This is a genomic window from Desulfomicrobium orale DSM 12838 (assembly GCF_001553625.1).
GTDB lineage: Bacteria > Desulfobacterota > Desulfovibrionia > Desulfovibrionales > Desulfomicrobiaceae > Desulfomicrobium > Desulfomicrobium orale.
In genome coordinates, this window is sequence record NZ_CP014230.1 from 2,627,200 (window position 1) to 2,648,440 (window position 21,241).

Annotated in this window: 26 protein-coding genes; 22 read left to right on the forward strand and 4 right to left on the reverse strand. The window is 55.0% G+C overall.

The genetic code is table 11. From position 1 onward, the window contains the following. From AXF15_RS12330 to AXF15_RS12385, 12 genes are all read left to right on the forward strand, one after another. A complete protein-coding gene (locus AXF15_RS12330; protein WP_066608056.1) occupies positions 1 to 732 on the forward strand; it encodes a nucleotide-binding protein in 732 nt (243 codons plus the stop codon). Then, entirely contained in the window at positions 729 to 1,106 is a 378-nt protein-coding gene (locus AXF15_RS12335; protein ID WP_066608059.1) for a hypothetical protein, read from the forward strand. The genes AXF15_RS12330 and AXF15_RS12335 overlap by 4 nt, the downstream gene beginning before the upstream one ends. Beyond that, positions 1,099 to 2,085 carry a P-type conjugative transfer ATPase TrbB gene (gene trbB / locus AXF15_RS12340; RefSeq protein ID WP_066608062.1) on the forward strand — a complete coding sequence of 329 codons (987 nt, stop codon included), beginning with the start codon at positions 1,099 to 1,101 and terminating at the stop codon, positions 2,083 to 2,085. Before AXF15_RS12335 ends, trbB begins: the two co-directional genes overlap by 8 nt. After that, positions 2,075 to 2,389, forward strand: a complete 315-nt coding sequence (locus tag AXF15_RS12345) for a TrbC/VirB2 family type IV secretion system protein (protein WP_066608065.1) — start codon at positions 2,075 to 2,077, stop codon at positions 2,387 to 2,389. The genes trbB and AXF15_RS12345 overlap by 11 nt, the downstream gene beginning before the upstream one ends. Continuing rightward, the gene (gene trbD / locus AXF15_RS12350; protein WP_066608068.1) at positions 2,389 to 2,685 is read left to right on the forward strand and encodes a conjugal transfer protein TrbD; all 297 of its coding nucleotides are present in this window, start codon (positions 2,389 to 2,391) and stop codon (positions 2,683 to 2,685) included. The genes AXF15_RS12345 and trbD overlap by 1 nt, the downstream gene beginning before the upstream one ends. Then, positions 2,679 to 5,036 carry a VirB4 family type IV secretion/conjugal transfer ATPase gene (locus AXF15_RS12355; RefSeq protein WP_066608072.1) on the forward strand — a complete coding sequence of 786 codons (2,358 nt, stop codon included), beginning with the start codon at positions 2,679 to 2,681 and terminating at the stop codon, positions 5,034 to 5,036. Before trbD ends, AXF15_RS12355 begins: the two co-directional genes overlap by 7 nt. After that, the gene (gene trbJ, locus AXF15_RS13775) at positions 5,033 to 5,833 is read left to right on the forward strand and encodes a P-type conjugative transfer protein TrbJ (protein ID WP_083518038.1); all 801 of its coding nucleotides are present in this window, start codon (positions 5,033 to 5,035) and stop codon (positions 5,831 to 5,833) included. The genes AXF15_RS12355 and trbJ overlap by 4 nt, the downstream gene beginning before the upstream one ends. A 202-nt stretch (positions 5,834 to 6,035) precedes the next feature. Then, positions 6,036 to 7,160, forward strand: a complete 1,125-nt coding sequence (gene trbL, locus AXF15_RS12365; protein ID WP_211258988.1) for a P-type conjugative transfer protein TrbL — start codon at positions 6,036 to 6,038, stop codon at positions 7,158 to 7,160. Between the two features lie 2 nt (positions 7,161 to 7,162). After that, positions 7,163 to 7,861 (forward strand): VirB8/TrbF family protein, encoded by a 699-nt coding sequence (locus AXF15_RS12370; RefSeq protein WP_083518040.1) that lies wholly within the window; start codon positions 7,163 to 7,165, stop codon positions 7,859 to 7,861. 4 nt (positions 7,862 to 7,865) lie between these two features. Next, on the forward strand, positions 7,866 to 8,774 hold the full coding sequence (trbG, locus tag AXF15_RS12375) for a P-type conjugative transfer protein TrbG (protein WP_066608081.1): 909 nt from the start codon (positions 7,866 to 7,868) through the stop codon (positions 8,772 to 8,774). Next, entirely contained in the window at positions 8,774 to 9,196 is a 423-nt protein-coding gene (locus AXF15_RS12380) for a hypothetical protein (RefSeq protein WP_066608083.1), read from the forward strand. The genes trbG and AXF15_RS12380 overlap by 1 nt, the downstream gene beginning before the upstream one ends. After that, positions 9,193 to 10,356: a TrbI/VirB10 family protein gene (locus AXF15_RS12385; protein ID WP_066608085.1), complete on the forward strand. Its 1,164-nt coding sequence runs from the start codon at positions 9,193 to 9,195 to the stop codon at positions 10,354 to 10,356. Before AXF15_RS12380 ends, AXF15_RS12385 begins: the two co-directional genes overlap by 4 nt. 88 nt (positions 10,357 to 10,444) lie before the next feature. On the opposite strand, the gene AXF15_RS12390 is transcribed toward AXF15_RS12385, so the two are convergent. From AXF15_RS12390 to AXF15_RS13780, 3 genes are read right to left on the reverse strand one after another with little or no spacing between them, the layout of a single operon-like run. After that, the gene (locus AXF15_RS12390) at positions 10,445 to 10,783 is read right to left on the reverse strand and encodes a type II toxin-antitoxin system HicB family antitoxin (RefSeq protein ID WP_066608088.1); all 339 of its coding nucleotides are present in this window, start codon (positions 10,781 to 10,783) and stop codon (positions 10,445 to 10,447) included. 42 nt (positions 10,784 to 10,825) lie between these two features. After that, complete coding sequence (locus tag AXF15_RS12395; RefSeq protein WP_066608091.1) at positions 10,826 to 11,158, reverse strand: type II toxin-antitoxin system HicB family antitoxin; 333 nt, start codon at positions 11,156 to 11,158, stop codon at positions 10,826 to 10,828. Beyond that, on the reverse strand, positions 11,155 to 11,409 hold the full coding sequence (locus AXF15_RS13780) for a type II toxin-antitoxin system HicA family toxin (RefSeq protein ID WP_083518041.1): 255 nt from the start codon (positions 11,407 to 11,409) through the stop codon (positions 11,155 to 11,157). Before AXF15_RS13780 ends, AXF15_RS12395 begins: the two co-directional genes overlap by 4 nt. 47 nt (positions 11,410 to 11,456) lie before the next feature. Here AXF15_RS13780 and AXF15_RS12400 point away from each other — a divergent pair, with 47 nt between their 5' ends. The 10 genes from AXF15_RS12400 to AXF15_RS12430 all read left to right on the forward strand — a co-directional run bounded on the left by AXF15_RS12400 (position 11,457) and on the right by AXF15_RS12430 (position 20,862). Then, positions 11,457 to 13,373 carry a type IV secretory system conjugative DNA transfer family protein gene (locus tag AXF15_RS12400; RefSeq protein ID WP_066608093.1) on the forward strand — a complete coding sequence of 639 codons (1,917 nt, stop codon included), beginning with the start codon at positions 11,457 to 11,459 and terminating at the stop codon, positions 13,371 to 13,373. Between the two features lie 4 nt (positions 13,374 to 13,377). After that, entirely contained in the window at positions 13,378 to 13,932 is a 555-nt protein-coding gene (gene traF, locus AXF15_RS12405) for a conjugative transfer signal peptidase TraF (protein ID WP_066608096.1), read from the forward strand. Further along, the gene (locus AXF15_RS14720) at positions 13,919 to 14,047 is read left to right on the forward strand and encodes a hypothetical protein (protein ID WP_257721622.1); all 129 of its coding nucleotides are present in this window, start codon (positions 13,919 to 13,921) and stop codon (positions 14,045 to 14,047) included. Before traF ends, AXF15_RS14720 begins: the two co-directional genes overlap by 14 nt. Beyond that, positions 14,040 to 16,121 carry a zincin-like metallopeptidase domain-containing protein gene (locus AXF15_RS12410; RefSeq protein WP_066608099.1) on the forward strand — a complete coding sequence of 694 codons (2,082 nt, stop codon included), beginning with the start codon at positions 14,040 to 14,042 and terminating at the stop codon, positions 16,119 to 16,121. The genes AXF15_RS14720 and AXF15_RS12410 overlap by 8 nt, the downstream gene beginning before the upstream one ends. Further along, positions 16,118 to 18,073, forward strand: coding sequence for a type I DNA topoisomerase (gene topA / locus AXF15_RS12415; RefSeq protein WP_066608102.1), 1,956 nt, complete (start codon positions 16,118 to 16,120; stop codon positions 18,071 to 18,073). The genes AXF15_RS12410 and topA overlap by 4 nt, the downstream gene beginning before the upstream one ends. 185 nt (positions 18,074 to 18,258) lie before the next feature. Continuing rightward, a complete protein-coding gene (locus AXF15_RS13785; protein WP_083518043.1) occupies positions 18,259 to 18,639 on the forward strand; it encodes an ASCH domain-containing protein in 381 nt (126 codons plus the stop codon). 117 nt (positions 18,640 to 18,756) lie between these two features. Continuing rightward, on the forward strand, positions 18,757 to 19,416 hold the full coding sequence (locus tag AXF15_RS12420) for a DNA adenine methylase (RefSeq protein WP_066608991.1): 660 nt from the start codon (positions 18,757 to 18,759) through the stop codon (positions 19,414 to 19,416). 435 nt (positions 19,417 to 19,851) lie between these two features. Next, positions 19,852 to 20,079, forward strand: a complete 228-nt coding sequence (locus tag AXF15_RS12425; protein ID WP_151192391.1) for a hypothetical protein — start codon at positions 19,852 to 19,854, stop codon at positions 20,077 to 20,079. 26 nt (positions 20,080 to 20,105) lie between these two features. Then, the gene (locus AXF15_RS14150; protein ID WP_151192392.1) at positions 20,106 to 20,315 is read left to right on the forward strand and encodes a hypothetical protein; all 210 of its coding nucleotides are present in this window, start codon (positions 20,106 to 20,108) and stop codon (positions 20,313 to 20,315) included. After that, positions 20,290 to 20,862 (forward strand): hypothetical protein, encoded by a 573-nt coding sequence (locus AXF15_RS12430; protein WP_066608108.1) that lies wholly within the window; start codon positions 20,290 to 20,292, stop codon positions 20,860 to 20,862. Before AXF15_RS14150 ends, AXF15_RS12430 begins: the two co-directional genes overlap by 26 nt. 68 nt (positions 20,863 to 20,930) lie before the next feature. Here AXF15_RS12430 and AXF15_RS12435 read toward each other — a convergent pair whose 3' ends face one another. Then, the gene (locus tag AXF15_RS12435) at positions 20,931 to 21,239 is read right to left on the reverse strand and encodes a helix-turn-helix transcriptional regulator (protein WP_066608114.1); all 309 of its coding nucleotides are present in this window, start codon (positions 21,237 to 21,239) and stop codon (positions 20,931 to 20,933) included. Positions 21,240 to 21,241 lie beyond the last annotated feature (2 nt).

The window sequence follows — 21,241 nt, forward strand, 5'->3', positions numbered from 1 at the left end:
ATGGCCACAGTGCATTTCATTCAACAGGGTAAAGGCGGTGTAGGTAAATCCTTTATCTCTTCTCTATTATATCAGGCATTGAAATATCATTTTGGCAAAGAAGTGTATGCTTTTGATGCCGATCCGATCAATGCCACTCTGAAAGGATACAAGGAATTTGATGTCTCGCGTGTCGATATAATGAAAGGCGATAACATAAATTCCCGTGCTTTTGACAGCGTTATTGAAGATATAGTTTCCTTCCCTGAACACTCGCATGTCATAGTTGACAATGGGGCATCATCATTTGTCGCATTGAATGCATATATCCGTGAGAATGATATAGTAAAACTTCTTTCTGATAACGGGTCAACTATCTATTTTCATGCAATTATCACCGGAGGACAGGCCCTTACAGATACCGTCAAGGGGCTCAAGGCAATGTTCATGTCATATCCAAGTGAAAAGATAGTCGTGTGGCTTAATTCTTTCTTTGGAGACATACAGGTTGACGGTGCTACTTTCACTGATTTTCAGATTTATGACGACCACAAACATCAGATAAACACAATAATCCAGCTGCCCGAGGTCAATCCGGCGACGTTCGGCAAAGACATCGAGGAGCTTTGCGCAAAGCGTATGAGCTTCAGAGAAGGCATTGAATCCAGTAAAAATATCGTCGTGCGCTCAAGACTTAACAAATACTGGAATCAGATCATTTCAATCATGCAACAGACTGAATTCGTATCATGAAAGAAACAAATCCAGAATATCTTATCCATGAAGATTATTCGATAAACATGGAAGAGATCAGCAAGCGGCTTGCTGAAATACATAAGACGTATATCCCCAAGGATGATCCGATTATGATGATTGTGAGCATCCACAACGCATATCTTAATCAGCTCAAAGAGATGCACAACAAGCATGGAGATGCCCTGAAAAAGATGATCGGAGATAATGCCGGACAGATTGTGGATGCATTATCACAAACAACAGTCAACAAGCTTAAATCAAATCTGAAGGATTATGTGACATTTCAACGTGATTTAAGGTGGTGCACTGGCATCATTGCACTGTCAGCAATCGTCAATGTGCTTGTGCTGATCGGGAGAGCTTATGGATAACCAGGTATACGGAGTCAGTACAGACAAGCGGCTCATCGAAAGCCTGCGTCATAACTGCGGCCCTCTGCTGCTCGGGGCGCTGGAAGATACCGGGATCATCGAAACAATGCTCAATCCTGACGGGACGTTATGGGTAGAAAGGTATGGTGCCGGCCAGGAATGCATTGGTTCCCTGCCGCTGTCCCAGGGTAAGATGATCCTGTCCCTGGTGGCCTCGGCCCTCGGTGTCGTGGTCACAGACAAAACGCCCATCGTGGAAGGCGAATTCCCTTTGGATGGTGCCAGGTTTGAGGGCGCATTTCCGCCGATCGTCGGGCCGGGTGTGAGTTTCACACACCGCAAAAAAGCCTCCAAGGTCTTCACTTTGGAGGAATACCGGGCGGCTGGCTCGATTACCACCGAAGGCATCGGGATCATCACCGACGCCGTGGCCCACAGAAAAAATATCGTTGTTGTCGGCGGCACCAGCTCCGGGAAGACGACATTCGTCAATGCGATCATCGACCGCATTTCCGCGCTTTGTCCGGATGACCGTCTGGTGATCCTCGAAGACACGGCAGAGCTGCAATGCACCAGCAAAAACAAGGTCTTCTTGCGGACCAGTTCGATTCCCGGGGCGGAAATCGGACTGCGCCAGCTGGCCAAGGTCTGCATGCGCTACAATCCCACCCGCATTTTAATAGGCGAAGTCCGCGACGCCGCAGCTCTGGAGCTTTTGAAGCTCTGGAACACCGGCCACCCCGGCGGCATCGGCACATTCCACGCCGACAGCGCGGAAGAGGCGCTGGAACGCCTTGAAGAGATCGTCGAAGAAGCCGGGCTTGGCTCCAAGCAAAAGCTCATAGGGCGGGCTGTGGATCTTATCGTCTATATGGAAAAAACAACGGATGGTATCCGGCGTATTTCAAACATGATGCGTGTGGATTCTTTTGATTCTGCAACCTTAACCTACAATACGGAGGTCATTTATGAAGCCTAGAGCATTCTTCTTTTTCTTCCTTGGAGTCATTTTCTTCATGCTTCCTGAATTTGCTTTGGCAAGCGGCGGCATATCTGAATTTTCCAGCCCGCTCGAAAAAGTTGTGAACACTATAACCGGTCCGGCAGGTAAATGGATTTCCATCGTCGCAATGGCTCTCTGCGGTGTCATTTTCATCCTGAACAAGGATGACATCTCCGGAGCATTCAAGCTGCTCCTTTCTGTGGTCTTCGGCATCAGTTTCATTGCCTTTGCCGCAAGCATCGTGAACAGCGTCTTTTCTTTCTCCGGCGCGGTTATTTAATGGAGACCCGGACCATACATCAGTCTTTGCACCGTCAGGCCCATGTGCTGGGCGGGGAGCGCGAACCCGTGATGATCAGCGCCCTTATTGCGCTGCTCGTGGGCCTGGGCGGGCTGACGTTTCTCTCCATAACAGTGTCGATACTGTTCTGGATTGTGGCGATCTTCTGCCTGCGCGGCATGGCGCAGCGTGATCCGATCATGACGAAAGTCTGGTTGCGGCACGTCTCGCAGCAGCCAGTCTATCTTGCCAAGTCATCCAGGTGGCGGGGCAGTCTTGGAGGCTATAAATGCTAGCGTTGTCTGATTTCCGGACCAAAGCGAAAGGTCTGCCTGATCTGCTGACATATGCCGGGCTTATTGATCCGGGCATTGTCCTGCAGAAAGACGGATCATTTCTTGCGGGATGGGAAGTGCGCGGAAGGGATACGGACAGTTCCACGCATGAAGAATTGAACTATGTTGCCGTCCAGTTCAACAATGCAGTGAAGAGCCTCGGGACAGGCTGGATGCTGCATGTTTCCGCTGCCAGGAATACGCAACAGGCATACCCGCATGCATCCATGTCGCGTTTTCCCGATCCGGTCACCCAGGCGATTGATGACGAACGGCGGGCGTTCTTCGGGCAGGATGTCTGCTACAGCACGTCCACCACCGTCATCGTCACCTACAAGCCGCGCTTTATGAAGCACACCGGCGGCGCGGTCACGCTCAAGAATCTGAACTACTTCAAGACAGTGCTGGCCGAGCTGGAAGATGCTCTGGCATCTATCCTGACCCTTGTCCGGCTCACGGAATACACGGTTGAAGATGATGCCGGCCGGGCTGTTTATTCCGAGCTTCTCTCTTATCTGGAGTCCTTCATATCCGGAGAGCTGCATCGCATCCGCGTGCCCAGAACTCCAATGTACCTGGATGCCGTTCTCGGCAATCAGGATTTCATCGGCGGCATCGAGCCGAAGATCGGCGACAAGCATATTGCGGTCATCTCCATCGACGGCCTGCCGCAGGAGTCGTGGCCGGCGATGCTGTCCGCCCTCGATGCTTTGCCCTTCGAGTACCGTTACACGACCCGCTACATTTGCCTGAGCCAATACGACGCCACACGGGAGATCACGACATATGTCAAAGGCTGGAATCAGCAGGTATTCCGGTTCTTCGACCAGTTCTTCAACAACCCGAATGCGCGCGCCAACCGGGATGCCCTGGCGATGCGTGAGGACGCGGAGGAGGCCAAGGCCGAAGTCCAGAGCGGCACGGTCAGCGCCGGTTATCTATCATCCTGCGTCGTCATCATGCACACGTCGAAAGAAACCCTGGACGACTATGCGCGGGAGCTGCGCCGTGTCATACAGAGCATCGGCTTCGGCTGCCGCAAGGAATCAATCAATGCAGTGGAAGCCTGGCTGGGGTCCCTGCCGGGGAACAGCTACGCGAACCAGCGGCGGCCGCTCATAAACAGCCTCAATCTGGCGGACCTGCTGCCGCTTTCGACGACGTGGACCGGGCAGCCGGTCTGCCAGAATCCCCGTTTCCCGAAAAACTCCCGGTGCCTGGCCGTGGTCACAACAGACGGCTCAACGCCCTTCTGGTTTGATCTGTTCGTGGACGACGTTGGTCATACCCTGATTTTCGGCCCCACCGGGGCGGGCAAGTCTACCCTGCTGGGCCTCATCGCGGCGCAGTTCAGATGCTACCAGGGGGCAAAGATCTTTGCATTTGACAAGGGCATGAGCCTGTTCCCGCTCTGCGCCGGCGCTGGCGGCGATCATTACGATGTCGGGCATGGGGATCTTGCCTTCGCACCGCTGCAATATCTGGATTCAGACACGGACGTGAGCTGGGCGGAAGAATGGATTGCTTCGCTCATGGAGCTACAGAGCGTGCAGGTCCTGCCCGCCCACAAGCGGGCCATCCACGATGCAATGATGCTGCTGCGGGATCAGCCGCCGCACATGCGCTCGCTCTCCCATTTCCGGCATATCGTCCCACATATCGAAGTGAAGGAAGCCATCGCCCACTACACGACCGAAGGCGCAATGGGGCACCTCCTTGACGCCCAGACCGACAGCCTGGGCATGTCCTCTTTCATGGTTTTCGAGATCGAGGAACTGATGAAGATGGGCGACCAGAACCTGCTGCCTGTCATCATGTACATCTTCCACCGTATTGAATCCGCTCTGGACGGCTCGCCCGCCCTGCTGATCCTGGACGAAGCCTGGGTCATGCTCGGGCACCCGGTGTTCCGGGCGAAAATCCGCGAATGGCTGAAGGTATTGCGGAAAGCCAACTGCGCGGTCGTGCTGGCGACACAAAGCCTGTCCGATGCCAGGCACAGCGGAATCCTTGACGTTCTGGTTGAATCCTGCCCGACGAAAATACTGCTGCCAAATATATCCGCAAATCAGGAGACACAGAGAGACCTGTATACGGACATCGGGCTTAATTCCCGACAGATTGATATTGTCGCAACGTCAACACAGAAACGGGATTATTATATCATTACTCCAGAGGGAAGAAGACTTGTACAGCTTGCCCTGGGTAAAAAGACACTTCGATGGATAGGGTCATCTGACAAGAAAAGCATCAACCACATAAAAGAGATCATTGGAAATAAAGACTGGCGGAATACATGGGAGGAAATATGAAAAAGGCATTGATATTTATCATTCTTCTTCTTTTTGGAGTAAATTCTTTCGCTGCACGGACAGTGTTCTGCGTGAATTGCAGCAATCAATTCATTCAGCTTTTAGACCGTATTACAAATCTTGAGCAGCTTGCTGTGCTGAACAAACAGTATGGAGAGAGCGTCATTCAGACAAAAAAGCAGATTGAAATACTCCAGAACAATATCAAGCAGTATGAAAATATGCTGCAAAATACCAGGAAGCTGAAGCCCAATCTGCTTTTGGAACTTGGAGAAACATTACTTCATCTTGCGAGACGCACAGCCGAGCTTCAGACCATGCGTGGCGATATAATAGGTCTGGGTGACATATTTGTTGAAATGTACAAACGCCGCCCGGAGTCTGAACGTCTCGGCAGAGCGAAGAGCCCGGAAGAGATCGCGGCCGCGAACGCGGCTTACAAAGAGTATTGGGACAGGTGGTCCGACCGCGTTGATATTGCGACCAGGGCGACTTTCCAGCTTTCCGGCTCCCAGCTTGCCGAACTGCAAAACGACACAGAAAAATTACAGGAATACATCAACGAACTCATATCCACGCCGGAAGGCCAGATGCAGGCACTCCAGGCCGGCAATCAGCTTGCGACGATCCAGATAAACGAGGCCCGCCAGCTCAGAGAACTCGTTGCGACACGAGTCCAGTCCGACCTGGCGAGCCAGCAGAAGGCTGAAAAGATGGAACAGGTCAGCGCGGAAAAGTGGCGCTCTTTTACAGACGTGAAGGGGATGACGGTAAAGGAGCCGACAGCTCTTCCGTAGTTATGGAAGTGGTTTTGGTTTTGGCCCCCATATGTTTGTCCCATGAACTCTCTCATGAGTAGCATTCTCTGTAATGTCCTCTGGTATATCATCTCTGCGGACGTATCCAAGTTTTTTCAATGATTCGTCTGAAGGCGCTTCCACTGTCGGTGTTGAGTCAGAGCAAGCAGAAAACGTAAACATTATGAGGATTGAAAAAATAATGGCTCGCATAAATGTACCTCCGTTGTTTTTTATATTTATAGTATTTCTTTTATTCTCAAGCAATGCCTTTGCTGCGGATGCTCCAAATCAAGATCTAATTGATCGTATCGTTCAAAACTTCGTTCCGGCAGCTCAAGAAATAGGAGCAAAACTGAACGTATATGCCATTAGTATATTTAAGTTATTTCTTATTTTGGATATAGCTCTATTTGGAATTCGCATGGCGCTGAATAGAGATCAAGTCCAAGATATTTTCAAACAATTTATAATTGTATTATTATTTTCCGGATTTATATTCTCTGTCATACGCTACTATCAGCCATGGACCAATGCAATAATCAAGGGATTGTTAAAAATAGGAACCGAAGTCGGAGGAGCGGAGATCGATAGTTCACCATTCTTAGTTGGCATTGAAATTATCATGAAAATAACGGACAAAATCAGTGGCTGGAGCCCTATTGATGCTCTGGCCCTCACCATCACAGCCATCGTCTTGATGGTCTGCTTTGCGCTCATGGCTGCTCAAATTATAATCATTAAAGCAGAATCGTACATTGCATTAAATGCGGCTGTTATCCTTCTTGGGTTTGGAGGATCTAGTTTAGTTAAAGATTATGCTCTTAATACAATGCGTTACTGCCTATCTGTAGCATTTAAATTGTTCGTACTACAGTTAGTTATAGGTATATCCATGCAGTTTATCAAGGAGTTCAAAACCACAGGTACAGAGGCGATCGATCTTGTGACTCTAGTAGGTAGTGCGGTGGTCGTCTTAGCTTTGGTCAAGAGCCTGCCGGACATTGCTGCCGGGATCATAAACGGCGCGCATGTCGGAGGCAACAGCCTGATCAGCACCGGCATGGCAGCGGGAGCGGCCATGTTCGGCGGTGCGGTGGGCGCGGGCATGGGCGCACAGGCGGCAGGCGGAGGCGCGGCAAATCTGCTGCGCGCAAACAAGCTGGCAAACATGGAAGGGGCCACGGGTCTCGGAAAAATGACGCATATGGCCGGATCACTGCTCAAAGCCCGGCAGCAGGCGGCGGACCAGAAGAGTCCGTCCATGGGCACCAGGCTCCGGGACCGGATTGAAGCCGCAGCCATGAAGGACAAGAAAGGAGAATAACCATGCTCTGGGACAGAAAAAAAACCGCTCGGGACCGGGCACCCGCAGAAAAGACAGAGAACGTCTATCTGTCCGCCCGGGAGGAATGGCTCGAAAGGTACGGGTCATACATCAAACGGTCCGCACAGTGGCGGATGACGGCATGGTGCGCCATCGGGATTGCACTGCTGTCATTGTCCGCGAACATCATGCAGCTCACGCAGGCCAAAGTCGTGCCGTACATCATCGCAATAAACGAGATCGGCCAGTGGTCCGCCGTGGCCCGCGCTGATCATGTCACGACATCGCCGCAACGCGCCATACAGGCGGATATTGCGGCATGCATCAGCGACTGGCGCACGGTCACAGCGGACAACGAACTCCAGAAGAAGATGATCAGGCGCCTGTCTCATTACTTTGTCGGCGCGGCAAAGGGAGTGCTGGCCGAGTGGTATAACCATAACAATCCGTACGAGATCGCCAAGCAGGGCCGCCTGGTGCAGGTCAATGTCCAGAGCCTGCCACTGCCGGTCAGCCCGGATTCCTGGCGCGTTGAATGGACGGAGACGGTCCGCAATCACGCCGGCATTCTGCTCTCGCAGAGCCGCTTCGCGGCCATGGTCCGGGTGCAGCTCGATCCGCCGACGACAGAGGAACAGATGCTCAACAACCCCTCGGGGCTGCATATCATCGAAATTTCAACAACCCGTATAATGGACTGACATCATGAAAAAAATTCTCTTCCTCCTGCTTGTGCTTCCTGTACTTCCGACACTGGCCACCGCTGGAGAAGGTTATCCTCCGGCATTGGAAACGGCCGAATCTTCTTCCCTTGGAGTCCATCCCTCCTACCTCTCTCCAGATGTGCCGCTGTCGGACAAGGAGCAGCAGGCTCTGGAGATGGCTGCGAAATGGGCAAAGTCCAGGACGCCCGCCCCGGTCATGGCCGACCGGGGCAAGATGGTTTTCATGCATGGAGCCGCGCTGCCGACGATCATCGCATCGCCGCTTAATATCTGCGATGTGGAACTGGAGCCGGGCGAAGTCGTCAATGAAGTGGTGGTGGGCGACTCCGCCCGCTGGATGGTTGAAACCGGATCGTCATCGACCGGGCCTGACGAGACGGTGCATCTGTTCATCAAGCCCGTGGATTCAGGGCTCGAAAGCTCAGCCGTGGTCACCACGGACCGGCGGGTTTACCACCTGCGTCTGATTTCGCGCAAATCCGGCCACACGCCGTATGTGGGCTTTCTTTATTCGGACCAGCTGCTGGCCCGTGCGGCGCATCAGAAGCGGGCTGATGAAAAGAAGAAGAAATGGGAATCGACAACGGACGCCCAGGGGCGGCCGACAGACCTTTCCCGGCTGAATTTCGGCTATGTGGTCAAAGGGAAAGCCCCGTGGAAGCCTGAACACGTCTACGATGACGGCCGACAGACATTCATCCGGCTGCCTGAAAAGTCCACCTCCGGAGAAATGCCCGTGCTCCTGGTCCGCAAGAGCGGCAAGGACGTACTGGTCAACTACCGGGTCAAAGACAGGACCATGGTTGTTGATGGTCTTTTTGAACGGATCGCCCTGGTCATCGGCGTGGGCGGCGATCAGGAGAAAGTGGAAGTAAGGAGGGACAGGTAATGCGCCGGATAGCCTTTGTTTTTCTGCTGCTCTGCCTTGCGGCCTGCGCCAGGCGCATGCCGTCCGGCCCGTCCTGGTGTGCTGCCGAGCCGCCTGCCGGCACGGCGGCCATCGCGGAAGACGCGGTGGCCCTGCTGGCCGCGACATATCCGCCCGGGCACACGTCCATTCATCTGGAACCGGCGCAGGCCGGGCAGGATGAGAATGCCTTTGCGGCCGCGCTGGAGTCCGGCCTGCGTGCGAAGGGCTTCCGGATCGCCACGGCTCCCGGCAAGGCGCTGACGCTGGCCTATACGCTCGATGCCCTGGAAGAAAACGTCTGGTATCTGCGCCTGCGGCTTTCGGACGGCAAGACCTTCGCGCGGACATATTCATCCGGCGGCGAGCCGGAAGCGGGAAGAAGCCTGGGGGTGCGGCCATGAGCGACGATCCGCAGGGAATCGAACTGTCCGGGAGGCCGGCGGTCACGAAGATGAGCAAAAAGCCGCTCTATGTGGTGGCCGTGATGCTGCTTATTCTTGCGGCCGCCCTGGTCTGGTCCGTCAACTTCGCCCACAACCCCAAGGAGAAAGAGGAGCAGAAGAAAGTCGAGGTGCCGACGGAAACGCGGCCGTTGCTGCCGAGCGACGCCAGCGGTTTGTCCCTGCCCCAGCCGGAGTCATCCGGCCTGGCATCGGTGCCGCAGGAAAATGACGAGCCCCTGATTGTTGTCCAGAAGGCTGAACCGCCCAGGGACACCGAAGGTGAGGACCTCCGCCGGCGCAAGAGGGACGCCTATTTTGTGGCCCTGGCGTCGCCCATGACGACAGTGAAACGCGGATCAACCGAGAGAGAGCAGGCGGACGCCGGCACAAGGGAAAAAAGGCAGGCGGCCGCAGTGGATGCGGCCGGGAATCCTGAAAACCAGGCGGACCTGGACAAAGAAAACTTCATGAACCGGGTGAGCCGGGAAGATGACTGGCAGCTGCCCTATACCCGCAAAGCCGGGGCCGATCTTGAAATCAAGACCGGCACGGTCATTCCGGGCGTGATGCTGACCGGCATCAACTCCGATCTGCCGGGGAGCATTATCGCCCAGGTGTCCCAGAATGTTTTCGACACGGCCACGGGCCAGCATCTGCTTATCCCGCAGGGAGCCAGACTCTTCGGAGCCTATGATTCACGCATCGTTTACGGTCAGCGCCGGGTGCTTGTCGCCTGGAACCGGGTGGTCTTCCCGGACGGATCGGCCGTGACGCTCGGCGCCATGCCCGGCACGGACATGGCCGGCTATGCCGGCTACGAAGACAAGGTGGATAATCACTATCTGCGGATATTCGGCAGTGCGGTGATGATGGCGCTTATCACCGGCGGCATGTCGTACAGTGTTGATAAGCTGACGCCGGACAACGACAGCGACAAGATAACAGCCCAGGGCGAGCTGGGTACGGCTCTGGCGTCTCAGCTGGGGCAGGCGACGACCAGGCTCCTCGAACGCAACATCAACATCAAGCCGACACTGGAAATCCGCCCCGGGTACCAGTTCAATATCGTGGCGACAAAAGACATCACTTTTGAACAGCCATACACGGCCTGGCGTTAGGTGTGCCAAGCAACATAGTCATTTCCGTCTATTTTGGCCAACATAGAGAATGCTGACTATGGAAAGCTACAGGCAGAACAACACGGCTTCAGGGGTGAGAATGCAGAGAATCATTCAGAGCCCCTACAAGCCAGGCATTCAGGCTTTTCCCGTTCATGCGTGCCCGGACATCAAGCTCAGCATGAAGCTCCGGCGGCATACGAAGAATAATACGTCCGGAATAAGGCTTCTGTGGCTCCTTGACTGCTTTCGCGCAGGACTCCAGATAAAAATCCACCGCCTCCTCAAAAGCGGCGCGAATCGCCTCTACAGAATCACCATGAAAGCTTACTATATCGCGGATTCCCTGCAAACGGCCAATCAGGCAGCCATCCTCTTCACTGTATTCAATCGCCGCAGTGTAATTTTTGTACATCATTACGTTCATAGCCTGATTTCTTCTATGACTATGGTGGGAAACAGAATGGTTTCAGGGGTAGACGGCATCTCTGATGACATCGGCGACCCAGCTGTTGAGGCTCTTGCGGTTTTTTCCCGCCTCAGCAGCTGCCCGCCGATGCAGATCAGGGGCAATACGCAGGTTGAAACGTCCGGAATAAGGCTTTTCCGGGGTTTTTCCTTCTGTGGTGCAGAACTCAAGGTAATCTTCCACGGAATCTTTCAGAGCGGCTTTAAGCTCATCAATGGAGCGGCCCTGAAACGTAATGACATCGTTCAGGTCGAGAACTTCTCCATGAAAAATATCCGCTTCGGAATCATACTCAAAGCATCCGGTATAGCCTCTGTAATTCAGGCAATTCATATTTCTCCTCCCGCAGTTTCCAGAAAACGCCTGACCGATTTCACGGCTCCCTTATCTGTGTTTCTTTCCGGGTGCGGCCTGTGGAACGTAGCAAGCACGCCATTAAGGCTGATCCGTACCCGAGAGCCTCTTCCTTCCGTGATTTCAGCGCCAAGGGCTACGAAAAGGCTTTCAATATCCGCCCATGGGATACCGGATCGAATCGGGTCGGCAAAAATGGCTTCCAGCGTCTTCCGCTGCTTGCTGTTCATAAGTCAGGCAGTACTACCTAACGACACCATGTCAAGCAGGTGCTGATATGAAATCACAGGACTATGGTCTCCCCGACCAGCAGCGATCCTCATCCTTCCGCTGGCTGTACCTTCTCTTTGCCTTTTCCCTTGGAGTCATTGCCCTGTGGACCGTGACGGAGCTGACGGCCGTCCGGTACGGCCATGCCGCCGCTCTGGGCGCGCCCTGGTTCCGTGCCGGCGGGTATCCCGTCTATGCGCCGTGGTCCGTTGTGACCTGGTACTTCCGGTTTGGCGATCCTCATGGCGTGATCGATCAGGCCAGTAATTACGGCCTGCTGATTTTCTTTCTGCCGCAGGCTCTGGTGATGGCGTATGCCGCATCCCAGGCCGGCATGAAGGGCAACAGAAAACTGCATGGGTCGGCCAGATGGGCCACGCGGAAAGAAGTCGGGGACATGGGCTACCTGCAGGGCAGGGGCGTGTACATAGGCGGTTATGTTCCGCCGAAATCGCGGCAGATCATGTATCTGCGGCATGACGGCCCGGAACATGTGCTGGCCTTTGCGCCGACCCGATCAGGCAAAGGTGTGGGGCTGATCCTGCCCACCCTGCTGTCGTGGTCTGGGCCATCCCTGATTCTGGACATCAAGGGTGAAAACTGGGCTCTGACAAGCGGCTGGCGCAAATCCCGGGGGCACACAGTCCTGCGGTTTGACCCGACGGACCCAAGCGGGAACTCGGCGGCCTTCAACCCTCTGGAGGAACTGCACCTTTTCTCGGAGCACGCCATCAGTGACGCCCAGAATCTGGCCCTGCTGCTCGTTGATCCCCTGGGCAAGGGGCTCGATGATCACTGGTCCAAATCCGGTTTTGCGTTTCTGGCTCCGGCCATACTGCATTGCTGCGTGATGATCTGGTCGGAGCATGAACGGCCGGCCACGCTGACGGATTTGTCTTTGATGCTTGCCGATGAGAACCGGACAATCGACGAGCTGCTCCAGGAGATGATCGAGGAGGATCATGCCGCCCGGCTGCGCGGCCTGGCTCCCCATGCGACGGGCGGGGACGAGATACATATCTTCATCGCGGCCGGCGGACGCGAGATGCTGAACAAGGCGGACAAAGAACGCTCCAGCGTCTTGTCCACGGTCGTCGTCAATCTGGCCCTCTACCGTGACCCGATTATCGGCAGAAACACAAACCATTGCGATTTCCGTATCGACGACCTGCTGGCCCGCGAGGTTCCCGTTGATCTGTATCTGGTACTGCCGGCATCGGATACGGACAGAGTTATTCCGCTCGTCAGGATAATATTCGACATGGTTGTGAGACGCATCACGTCGAAAATGGAATTCAAAGACGGTAAAAGCGTTGCCCCATACAGGCACAGACTTCTTTTCATGCTCGATGAATTCCCGTCCATCGGCCGCCTGCCCATCATAGAAAAAGCCATCACATACATCGCCGGATTCGGCGGCATCTTTTACATAATCATCCAGAATATCGAACAGCTCGGAAAGGTTTACGGCAAAGACAATTCGATACTCGGGAACAGTCATATTCTCATTGCCTACGCCTCGAACAATCCGGCGACATGCGAGATACTCTCGAAGATGTCCGGGACCACGACCGTGGTCCAGAAAAAGAAATCCGTTTCCGGCAAGGCGGGCAGCCGCAGTCCGTCCTTTTCGATCCAGGAGACAGCCCGGCCGCTGCTGACGCCGGATGAATGCTCCCGGCTGCCGGGCATGCGGAAGTCCGGGGATGAAATCCTGCCGGGCGACATGCTGATTTTCACGGCCGGCCGGCATCCGATTTACGGGAAGCAGATTCTTCATTTCAAAGATCCTGTATTCTTGCAGCGCGCCCGGATTCCCGCTCCGGATGTAACGGACTCCCTGTACTTCCCGCGCCAGACTGCCGAGCCGGCTGAAAGCGAAGCTCCAAAAGGAAAAAGCTTTGAAGATTATCTGGAGGAGTAAATTCATGCTGGTGGTGCCCGCCTGCCTCGCTGCTGCGTTTCTGATGGGGTTGCGGGTGAACATGACTCCATCCCTGCCGCGCGGGCTGTACATCATGTCCGGTGACGCGCCGGCCAGAGGCGACACGGTGGGCTTCTGCCTGACCGGAGCCTTTGCCGGGCTGGGAGGTCAGCGCGGCTATCTCGCACCGGGCGGCTGCGCGTCCGGTTTGCGGCCGCTGCTGAAAGTTCTGGCCGGTGTTCCGGGGGACCGCGTTGCAGTCGAGAACGGCACCGTATGCATCAATGGGGTGGCATGGCCGCATGGCATCAGAAAGCTGGACAGTTCCGGCCGCCCTGTTCCCTCCTGTCTTGAGTCAACAACAATCCCGGCCGGGAGCGCCCTGGTGCTGTCGCCTCATGAAGGCAGTTTTGACGGCCGGTATTTCGGCCTGGTGCCGTTTGACAGTCTGCAAAAGGTAAATCCTGTTTTCCTCCTGGAGGTCAGAAATGAAGAAGGACAAGGAGTATCTGAAGGCCGCGGCTGCGGAGGTCGAACGTCAGCTCATGGAAAACCCTGATCTGGCGATCCCTGTGGACCCTGATGTGGCCGAGTACATGGGAGCTTTCGAGGAAACCGCATTGACGGAAGCCGATGTTGAAGACGACGCGCTGCGCGGGATTGACGATGACTGAAAAACGTATCCCCTACCACGAGGAGTTTGCGGAAGAGGTCATCCGGCGTCTGGAGGCGGGCACCGCGCCGTGGCAGAAGCCCTGGAAGCCCGGCCACAGTACAGCGCCGCAGAATCCCGTCTCCGGGACAGTTTACCGGGGCGGCAACAGGGTGTGGCTGTCCATGCGCCAGCCGGATGATGATCCACGCTGGATGACCTATGCTCAGGCGCGGGAGATCGGCGCACAGGTCCGCAAAGGCGAAAGAGGCACAAGCATCGCCTTCTGGCAATGGACGAAGCAGGTCATGGAGAAAGACGCTGACGGCCGTCCCGTGCTGGATTCGGACGGCAGGGAAAAAAAGGTCACTGTCAACCTGGAACGGCCGTTTGTCCGTTATGCCACGGTATTTCACGCCTCGCAGATCGAGGGCCTTGAACCCCACACCATTGACCCGCCCGCATGGGAACCTGTGGAGCGCGGAGAGCGCATCCTTTCCGGCAGCGGTGCGGCCATCAGACACGACCAGGCTGACCGGGCCTACTACCGCCCCGGCACAGACACGATTCATCTGCCGGGAAAGGAACAGTTTCCGGATGCCGCAAAATACTATGCTACGGCGCTGCATGAACTCGGGCACTGGACCGGACATAAAGACCGGCTGGACCGGGAATTGGGCAATTCTTTCGGCACTCCGGAATATGCACGGGAAGAACTGCGCGCGGAAATCGCATCGTGGATGCTCGGCAGCGAGACGGGTGTCGGGCACGATCCGGACCGTCACGCCGCCTATGTGCAGTCATGGATCAAGGCGCTGCGGGATGATCCGTACGAGATCATCCGCGCCTGCCGGGATGCGGAGCATATAAGGGACTACCTGCTGGAGAGCGAACTCACCCTCCAGCAGGAAACAAGGCAGACGGAATCCCCCGCCCTGGACAGGGCGGGAGAAAAAGAAGCTCCTGCCATGGAGGTGCGAAAGACCATGGAAAAGACGTATCTGCATGTGCCCTTTGCCGAGAAGGATCTTGCCAGGAAAGCGGGTGCGCGATGGGACAAGGATGCCAAACTCTGGTTTGCGCCGGCCGGGTCCGATCTTGACGGCCTGCAAGCCTGGCTGCCGGACGGAAATCCAGGTCCGGCCGCGCCGGCCGATCCGCAGCAGGAATTCGGGAAGGTCCTCGCGGACATGGGACTTGATCTTGGCGGCAGCCTGCCGGTCATGGATGGCCGGATACACCGCGTATATGCGACGGTGGGCAAATCCGGCAACAGAGACGGCGCGTATTGCGGCTATCTGGACGGCCATCCCGCCGGCTGGGGACAGAACTACAAGACCGGTGAGAAAATCAACTGGACGGCACCTACGGGGCATACGCTCGATGCTGCCGCCCGCACCGCGCAGCGGCAGGAGATGCTTGCAAACCGCCGGCAACGGGAAGCGGAGATTGCGGCGGAGCATGACCGGGTGGCCGCGATATGCCGGGACATCTGGCAGGCACGGGAGAATGCCCCCGACGATCACGCCTATCTTCATTCCAAGGGCGTGCCCGCCCTGGGAGTGAAACTCTCACAAGGCGGGGACGTGCTTGTGCCGCTGCGAAACATTGATGGAGAGCTGCGCGGCCTCCAGGCCATTTCTCCGGCCGGCAACAAGCAGTTCATGGCCGGCAGCGAAAAAAAGGGCTGCTTTCACTTCCTTGGAGATGAGAAAGACCTCTCCAAAGAGGAAATCATTCTGGCCGAGGGCTACGCCACCGGCGCGAGTCTGCACATGGGCACGGGCAAACCCGTGGCCGTGGCCTTTGACGCGGGCAACCTGGAAGTCGTGGCGAAGAAGCTCCGGGAGAAATACCCGGAAGCCAAGATTACTATCGCTGCGGATAACGACCACGCCAGCCGGCGCAACATCGGCGTTGAATCAGCCCGGAAAGCCGCGCAGGCCGTGGGCGGCGTGGTGAAGGTCCCGACATTCACGAAAGAGGAGAAGACGCGCGGCCTGACGGACTTCAACGACCTGCACAAGTTTCGCGGATTGAGCGAAGTCCGGAAGCAGATGGGCGTATCACGGCAGAGAGATGAGGTGGAGCGATGAAGCTTTTCATTGTTGAATCCCCCGGCAAAGTGAAGAAAATCCAGTCCATGCTCGGAAACGGCTGGACCGTCGAGTCCAGCGCCGGACACGTCCGGGACCTGCCCGCCAAAGAGATGGGCGTGGCTGCTCCTGATTTCACGCCGCAATACGAACCCACGGAACGCGGCGCGGAAGTACTGCGGAAGCTGTCTGAACTGGCGGCCCAGGCCGATGAAATCTATCTGGCCACCGATCCGGACCGCGAGGGCGAAGCTATCGCCTGGCATCTGGCCGATGCGCTGAAGCTCTCCAGTCCCAAGCGGATAACATACACAGAAATCACAGAAAGCGCGGTAAAAGAGGCTGTCGCCCGTCCGCGCGGCATCGACCGCGACCTGGTGACCGCCCAGGCCGGCCGGCGCGTGCTTGACCGCATCTGCGGTTATCTGGTTTCCGGCCCGCTCTCCCAGGCCACCGGCAACAGACTGTCCGCCGGCCGCGTCCAGTCTCCGGCCGTGCGTCTGGTCGTGGAGCGGGAACGGGTCATCCGGGCGCACCAGCCCATCACGCACTATGCGGTGCAGCTGCGCTTCGGGGACTGGACGGCGGACTGGAAGCCCTGGCTGGACGATGATGAAAAGTACTTCACGGACGAAGCCGCAGCACAGCGGGTGGCGCAGGTGCACGATCTGGAAGTCGCCGGATGCAGGGAATCCGAGTATCATTCATCGCCGCCCGCACCCTTTACCACTTCCGAACTGTTGCAGGCCGCATCCGCCACCCTGAAGCTCAATCCCGGCAAAACCATGCGGCTGGCCCAGCGGCTTTTCGAGGCCGGGCACATCACCTACATGCGTACGGATTCCTCCAACATTTCAGGAGAAGCCCTGGCCGCCGTCCGCGCCTGGTGCGCGGAGCACGGCCTTGCATATGTCAGTCCGCCACGCATCTGGCCGGCCGGAGACGGCGCGCAGGAAGCGCATGAAGCAATCCGGCCGACACATATCGAGGTCGAGGAAGCCGGCGGCAGCGCCGAGGAAATGGCCCTGTACGAGATGATCCGGCTGCGGACCATTGCCAGCCAGATGGAGGACGCCGTGTACGCCGTGCGTACGCTTCAGCTTCTGGACGACCTGGACGGCCGACCGGTCGAGTTCACAGCCAAAGGCCGGACTCTTGTCTCCGCAGGTTGGCGGGAACTGGCCCGCAACGATCAGGACGAGGAAGAGCCGGAGCCGGACAACCCTGTTCCGAAGCTGACCGCGGGGCAGGCAGTCGTGGCCACGAACGGGAAGGTCCTGGAGAAGAAGACCCGCCCGCCTGCCAGATACACAGAAGCCAGTCTGATCAGGGAGCTGGAAAAGCTCGGCATCGGACGGCCGTCAACCTATGCTGCCATCGTCTCGATGATCCTTGACCGGGGATATGTCGCAACGGAACAGCGGCACCTCATCGCCACTGAACTCGGTGAAACGGTCGTTGACAACCTGACCGGGAATTTCAGCTTTGTGGACTACGAATTTACCCGGGTAATGGAAGCTTCTCTGGACGCCATCGCTCAGGGCGAAGGCGATTACAGAAGCCTTGTGGCCGACGCCTATGCCCAGCTTCAGGATGAGGTGGACGCCTTCCGCAGAAAAACATGCGTGCATTGCCCTGAATGCGGCAGCCTCGGCCTGCGTCATCTGGTCAGAGAAGCGGACGGAAAGAACCCCAGGTTCTGGAATTTCTGGGCCTGCGACGACTGCAAGGCCACCTTCGCCGACGAAAGCGGAAAGCCGGGCTCCAGACAGGAAGCAAGGAAGGAATCTCCGTACAAATGCCCGAAGTGCGGCAGGCCCATGTATCGCCGCCAGGGTGAAACAAAAGGCAGGCGATACGACTTCTGGGGCTGCTCCGGGTACAAGGAGGGATGCAAGGTGACACTGCAATCCAGACCGGACGGCTCACCGGATTCTGAAAACAGAAGATGATGCTGGACACCATAGACGTTTTTGGCTATGCTGCCGGCAGCATAGTCATCTCTGTCTGTATTGGCCAACATAGACAAGGCTGGCTATGCCCGCGGAGATAGACAGTGCTGACTATGCCGGATCTCGGCGGGGAAAACATGGACTGTCTTGGAAAAAACAGACTAATTTAACTTTTTGGAACGCATATGAAGGTGTTGTTATCTATTAAACCTGAGTTTGTGAGGAAAATTTTTTCCAGATCAAAAAAATATGAATTTAGAAAGGTTTTATTTAGAAAAGAAGTTGAAAGTGTTATTATCTATTCTACAATGCCAGTAGGGCGTATTGTAGGTGAATTTACGATTTCTAATATCATTTCTGGGAAACCAAATATCATATGGGAACAAACTAAAGAACATTCAGGTATTACAGAAAAATTTTATACTGACTATTTCATGAACAGGAAGTTGGCGCATGCCATAGAAATAGGGCGTCTCATAAAGTACGAGATAGAAATAAATCCGTTTATAAAAATTCCTAACTTTGTTGCCCCACAGTCATTTAAGTATATCCAATGCCCAGTTTAACATAAACCCTGATCGCTGGACACCATAGACGTTTTTGTCTATCTCCGCGGGCATAGTCAGCATTATCTATGGCGGCCGTAATAGACAAAGATGACTATGCCCGCGGAGGTTGAGGAGATGGGGTACCTTGGGTCAAAACAGGCATCCGGAGCATATCAGGCAATCATCAGCCAGATGCCCCCGCATGACCTTTACATTGAGACCCATCTTGGCGGTGGTGCTGTCATGCGTTTGAAGCCACCCGCTGCAAGGTCTATCGGCATCGATCTTGACCAGGCTGCTCTTGACTCGTTTTCCTGCTCGTATCCGGTAGAGCTGGTCTGCGCTGATGCCCATGATTTCATAGCCAAAATTGACTATGCCGGATCTGGGCGTGTGCTGCTTTACGCCGACCCGCCCTATTTACACTCCACACGCGGAAAATCCAGGTACCGGTACGAATACACGGACGCGGACCATGTTGAGCTTATCCGGAAACTCCAGTCTGTTCCGGCGCATGTGATTATTTCCGGGTATCCTTCAGCTTTGTACGACTCTTTGCTTTCTGATTGGCGTACTGTGGAATTTCAATCAATGACCAGAGGCGGAGTCCGTACCGAGAAACTCTGGATGAATTTTGATTCCGGCTTTGTACATTGGCATTCATACGCTGGCGCAAATTTCACGGATCGTCAAAGGATCAAGAGAAAAGCTGAAAGGTGGGCCACGAAATTCCGCCAGCTCCCCGGAGCTGAACGATTAGCAATATTGGATGCTCTGCTGTCCGTCAGGGATTGATCTGACGCATACCATTTGACGCACCCCGCTCTCTGCCCTAGCGTTCATTTTGGAGCCTGAAGGCTGGCCCCCGTAAGGAGGTCATGCCTATGGAGCAATTCCTATCGGACGTTGCGGCCCATGTGGTTGGCGGCGTACTGGTTGCGTTCATACTGCGCCGGATTTTCCGGCGGTAGGTAAAACAAAGCCCCTGTAGGAGTTGCATTCCTACAGGGGCAAAAACCTTGAGATGTGAATCTCGGGGGCTTGCCCCGGCTCCGGGGCCGAGTGTTGACGCACTCGGCCTTCTTCTATGGCGCGGCATGAGCCTTGTCAACTTGTCAGTGGCCAGCGCCGGTGAAGCACTTGTATGAGAACAGCCTGCTGAACCTTGACAGCTTTGTTTTCCCACGACTACTTATTTTGGTAGAGCTGAATTTTTATCGGAGGAAAGTCATGGAATTCAAGTTGACGCCAGAAGAAAAGGAACTTCTGACCCAAATCAATGCCGCCAGAGCGCAAGGAGATCTTGAGACAGCCTGCAGGCTGGGAAAAAAACTACCTCTTAATCCATCGTCTGCAATGGCTGCCAAAAAAACCTTCGGCGCAAAATTCTTAATCGAAGGCGGCTATAACCTCTCCTGGGCGAATGCAGAGTATGGACAAGACTGGCTTACTACGTAACATCTTTAATCCAATGGAGAATGCACTTGGACAACACTAGCATCTATGATAAAATTGATTTGGCTATTGAGTCTGGAGACATGAATAGAGTTGTTGAACTCTCCAAACAAGTTCCATTACCCCCAGAAATAGCTTTAGCGTTTAAGGAGGGATTTGGCTCTGATTATATAAGAAATTCTGGATTCGATCTTTCTATGGCGGAAAAAGTTTATGGATCAGACTGGCTTTCCCGCTGATACTATTATCCTATCGCTTTCTGCTGCTGACTGGCGGCATCGCCAAGAACTTGAACAGTCTAATGTTTTTGAAAAGTATACCAAGGGATTAAAAAAAACATTACTGGTATTGAAGGATCTTCAGAAATCCGATGATATTGACCTGCTCGTTAAGGTCGAAGCATCTCTTATCAGCATGGAACGCTCTCTGTACGCCAAAAATGATCCGTCTGTATTGCCATCACTTAACGCGGCGGTGAGGGATTTTGAAGATATAAAGAAGGCAGTTGACGTAGTGAAATCTCCAAAAGCATATATTGCAGCTGCAAATACCTATCGCTCCAATAAAAAAATACACGGTGTTGTTATAGATGGATGCCACGAGGCTATCAACGGGCACGTCACCCGTCTTGGCAACCGCATGAGTGCCGTAGGTATTTCCATCCCGGAAAAGAACATCCTCCGGCAGCGCCAGGAGAACATGCGGCAGGCCAAGAAGCTTTACATGGACCTGCAACGCAAAGCCCTGGGCTTGCCGCTGGAAACGGACAGGGGACTGGAACGCTGACTCACCTTTCGATGTCTTTGCCTTTGCCGACTGTCTTTTCCGGGCTCCTCTTCAGGAAACGGATTTCGTTATACAGCAGCAACAGGCGACTCATCGTCAGCCGGAACAAGCTTTATGCGGAGTTTTGAATGCGTAGCCTCGGCGACACGTTTCAATGTGGATACCGATGGTACGTGTGCGCCGGACTCCAAACGGGCAATCACAGACTGGGTTGTACCAATTTTTTCTGCCAATTCCTTTTGTGACAGCCCGGCGGCAATGCGGGTGCGAATGATCTCGCGGGCAATGGAGAATTCTTCTCTGGCCTCTTCCCACGCGGCGGCAAATTCCGGGTCTTCCATCATCTTCGGGAGTCTATCGAGTAAGCGTCTGGACATGC